At 60.0% G+C, this 2,933-nt stretch carries 5 protein-coding genes and 1 pseudogene; 2 read left to right on the forward strand and 4 right to left on the reverse strand.

Annotated features, from left to right (window positions below; translation table 11 throughout):
- The 4 genes and pseudogenes from EN994_RS25250 to EN994_RS25260 all read right to left on the reverse strand — a co-directional run.
- Window positions 1-426, reverse strand: a pseudogene (locus tag EN994_RS25250) (AMP nucleosidase); the annotation flags it as partial.
- Between the two features lie 74 nt (window positions 427-500).
- Complete coding sequence (locus tag EN994_RS25255) at window positions 501-695, reverse strand: hypothetical protein (protein ID WP_013532616.1); 195 nt, start codon at window positions 693-695, stop codon at window positions 501-503.
- A 39-nt stretch (window positions 696-734) separates the two neighbouring features.
- On the reverse strand, window positions 735-893 hold the full coding sequence (locus EN994_RS35470) for a hypothetical protein (RefSeq protein ID WP_023812838.1): 159 nt from the start codon (window positions 891-893) through the stop codon (window positions 735-737).
- Between the two features lie 224 nt (window positions 894-1,117).
- A complete protein-coding gene (locus EN994_RS25260) occupies window positions 1,118-1,459 on the reverse strand; it encodes a DUF2147 domain-containing protein (protein WP_013532615.1) in 342 nt (113 codons plus the stop codon).
- A 446-nt stretch (window positions 1,460-1,905) separates the two neighbouring features.
- On the opposite strand from EN994_RS25260, the gene EN994_RS25265 reads away from it, so the two are divergent.
- Both EN994_RS25265 and EN994_RS25270 read left to right on the forward strand, forming a co-directional pair.
- Window positions 1,906-2,172, forward strand: coding sequence for a sel1 repeat family protein (locus EN994_RS25265; RefSeq protein ID WP_013532614.1), 267 nt, complete (start codon window positions 1,906-1,908; stop codon window positions 2,170-2,172).
- A 392-nt stretch (window positions 2,173-2,564) separates the two neighbouring features.
- Window positions 2,565-2,933, forward strand: a 369-nt coding sequence (locus tag EN994_RS25270; protein WP_164746170.1) for an ABC transporter substrate-binding protein, incomplete at its 3' end; no start/stop codon positions are given.

Here is a 2,933-nt window from a genome sequence, read left to right on the forward strand (position 1 = left end):
GCCTTCAAGGAAGGCGAAATGCAGCGGGATGGGTGTGGTCGATTCCGACACCGTGACCGCAACCCCATGATTGCGCATGATCAGGCGCAACTGCTCGACGAGGTAGCTTTCGAACAGGCCCGGCTGGGTGATGGTGGTGGAAAAATGCCCAGGCGTCGGCATATGCCCATAGGCCTGGCGCGAGTCGATCTGGGTGAATGAGTTGGTGGTGACGCCGATCTCCGGATAGAAGGCCCGGTAGCGCTTGCCATTATCACCGCCTGCTGCCGCCAATTCTGCGAAGGAGTCGCGCAGGAACCTGGTGTTGCGATCGTAAAGCGCCTGCAGTGCCTTGACGGCCTTTTCAGCGCTATCAAAGCTTTGCCGGCCAAAAGGCTCCGGCATGACGACAGATTCGATGGCTTGTGGGTAGATTCGCTTTTCCATGGCTCAATATAGAGACTTGGATCGGCACTTGGGAGGGGTGTCGCGACCGAAGGCGGCCAAAGCGCCGTTTTTCTTCAACCGCGCTGCAGGCTGACCAGAAGCACAAAGCCGACGCCGGACTTCTTCAGGGCCGGTGCGTCGATCGTCGAGCCGGCGTCAGCGCGCATCATCGGCACGGCCAGGACCGGAGCGGCCAGAACCGTCAGGATAAGCGCCGCCCGCGGCAGAAGCCGAAGGGTCTTGAGAACGTTGGCGGCGATGCGGTTCATGGCGTTCAGCTTTTCTTTTCGAGGTCTTGGTTTCTTTGTTCAGTTGCGAAGATGGGTGGGGCAGGCGAGGCGGCAGGTTCTGGAACTGGCTTCGTCCCAGGCGCGGGCCGGACGGCCCGCTTCAGCGACGAGGATGGCGAAGAACATTCCAAACAGGCTCACCAGCAGGCAGACGATGGTGAAGCGGCGAGCAAGCATTGGGTCGGTCTCCTTCAACACGCCGGAGAATGCCCTGATGCAACTGAACCGGCTCTGATGGCGGCGTTCATCTGCGGTTCAAGATGATTGACGGGGTTTCGACGGCGCCGGCGTCGGTTGGATAGCCGCCGGCCTCCATCGAGCATCACCGGCGCAGGATGTGTCGACAAAACGAAAACGGGGCCCGTCGGGGCCCCGTCATCAGGTCGGAAAGATGCGCTCGATCAGAGCTTGTGCCAGGTCTGGCTCTTGCAGATCAGCCCGCCGAGCACGCAGCCGCTCATCTTGAGAGAGGTGCCCGACAATGTCGCCTTGCCCGAATAGGTCTTGTCGTTTGCCGGATCGGTGATGTTGCCGGCATATTTGTTGTCGCCCGTCGCCTTGAGCGAGCCGATGGTCTTGCCGGCATATTTGCCGGACTTGAGCGTGATGGAAAACGAGCCGCCGCCAGCGATGGCTGCGGTGTCGCCGGCCTGCGTCTTCCAATTGCCCTCGATCGGATCGGCCCAGGCCGCACCGGCCATGATCAATGTGGCCGCAAGGGCCAGGCTCACTCTTCGAAACATGTCTTCCTCCCTTTAGATGTCCGGCCGGATGCTCCGCCTCGGTCTGCCGCTTACGCAAACGTAAGCTAATCCAGCTCCCGGCAAAACAAAAGCGGTGCCGCAACGGAAGACTTTCGGATTTTGAAGGGCCCCGAATGCGCCTCCTGGCCAAGGAAATGAAACGATCGGCGCATCGCCTTTGTCTCCTGTGGTTAGCGAAGTCTTGAATTGGCATCGGGAAATTTTCGTCAAATTTGACGCAAGCAGGCTGAATTGCTGGCTTTGTATCCTTAACGAATTTCCGCGTTTACCTCTTGTTTTAGCTTTGTTTTCCTCAAATTAAGCACGCCATTTAACGACGGATTCAAGCCTGCACGGCATTCTCGAAAGCATCGGAAGAGCAGCCGCCAAGGACGAAAGAAGGCAGCTCTCGGGAGCCTGACAGGGGCCGGAAACAGGGGATTGAAATGGCACGTTTTGAAATGCTTGAAGCAGGTTTCGGCGCCATGGGGGCAACTGCCCAGGCCGACATCCTTTTCGAACTGGGCATGATGTATGCGACCGGCCGCGATTGCGAGACCGATGTCGTTGCCGCCCACAAATGGTTCAACATCGCCGCCATCAAGGGCTCGGCCCGCGCCGCGGAACTGCGCTCGGAACTGTCGGCGGCCATGTCGAAGGTCGAGATCGCCACGGCGCTTCGCGAAGCCCGCGAATGGATGACCATGCACTGAAATCTGCCAATCGCAGACAGGCCTATCGAAGACAGGGAAGCTCCGGGATCAAGGCCGCACAGACGGCCGGACCCGGCGAAATTGAAGGCCGCGCAAGACGGTCACGAGGGCAAGAGAAAGAACGCGGCAGGCCGCAAGGCCCAGTCGTGCGCGACACAGGGAAGCTGAGCGGGATTTTTAGGGGCGGGGCGCCTGGAGATTGCTCGACGGGCAAAAAAGCCACGACCAGCCGGAACAAGGCTGGCGTGGGTTTTTGCGTGGATGACGTCTTGCAGGCCCAATCGAGCGGCGCCAATGCGCCTAGACAGGCCGAATGAAGGATGAAATTGTCCCGCCTCTCTGGAAGAAGCGTGGCCGGGGCGGCCGCGCGTGAGTGGAGGAGTTCTACCATCATGAAAAAATTGAGTATTTTGAACGCGGCCATATTCGGCCTGATGATGAGCACGCCGGTCGCATTCGCCGACGATATCACCTTTGCGGTGATCGGCCCGATGACCGGACAGCTCGCCACCATCGGCGATCAGTTCAAGCAGGGCGCACAGGCCGCTGCCGATGCGATCAACGCCGCTGGCGGCGTCAACGGGTCGATGATCAAGCGTGATATCGAAGACGACCAGTGCGATCCCAAGCAGGCGGTGTCGGTTGCCAACCGCGTCGTCGCCGATGGCGTCAAGTTCATCGACGGCCATGCCTGCTCGGGTTCGAGCATTCCGGCCTCGGCCGTCTATGCCGAAGCCGGCGCGCTGATGATGAGCCCGGCT

This window comes from Mesorhizobium sp. M7A.F.Ca.CA.002.09.1.1 (assembly GCF_003998555.1).
Classification (GTDB): Bacteria; Pseudomonadota; Alphaproteobacteria; order Rhizobiales; family Rhizobiaceae; genus Mesorhizobium; species Mesorhizobium ciceri.

What these genes read in the sequence shown, in the direction of transcription:
- EN994_RS25255 (WP_013532616.1), bottom strand. Translation starts at nt 695, where the DNA reads ATGAACCGCATCGCCGCCAACGTTCTCAAGACCCTTCGGCTTCTGCCG.
- EN994_RS35470 (WP_023812838.1), bottom strand. Translation starts at nt 893, where the DNA reads ATGCTTGCTCGCCGCTTCACCATCGTCTGCCTGCTGGTGAGCCTGTTT.
- EN994_RS25260 (WP_013532615.1), bottom strand. Translation starts at nt 1,459, where the DNA reads ATGTTTCGAAGAGTGAGCCTGGCCCTTGCGGCCACATTGATCATGGCC.
- EN994_RS25265 (WP_013532614.1), top strand. Translation starts at nt 1,906, where the DNA reads ATGGCACGTTTTGAAATGCTTGAAGCAGGTTTCGGCGCCATGGGGGCA.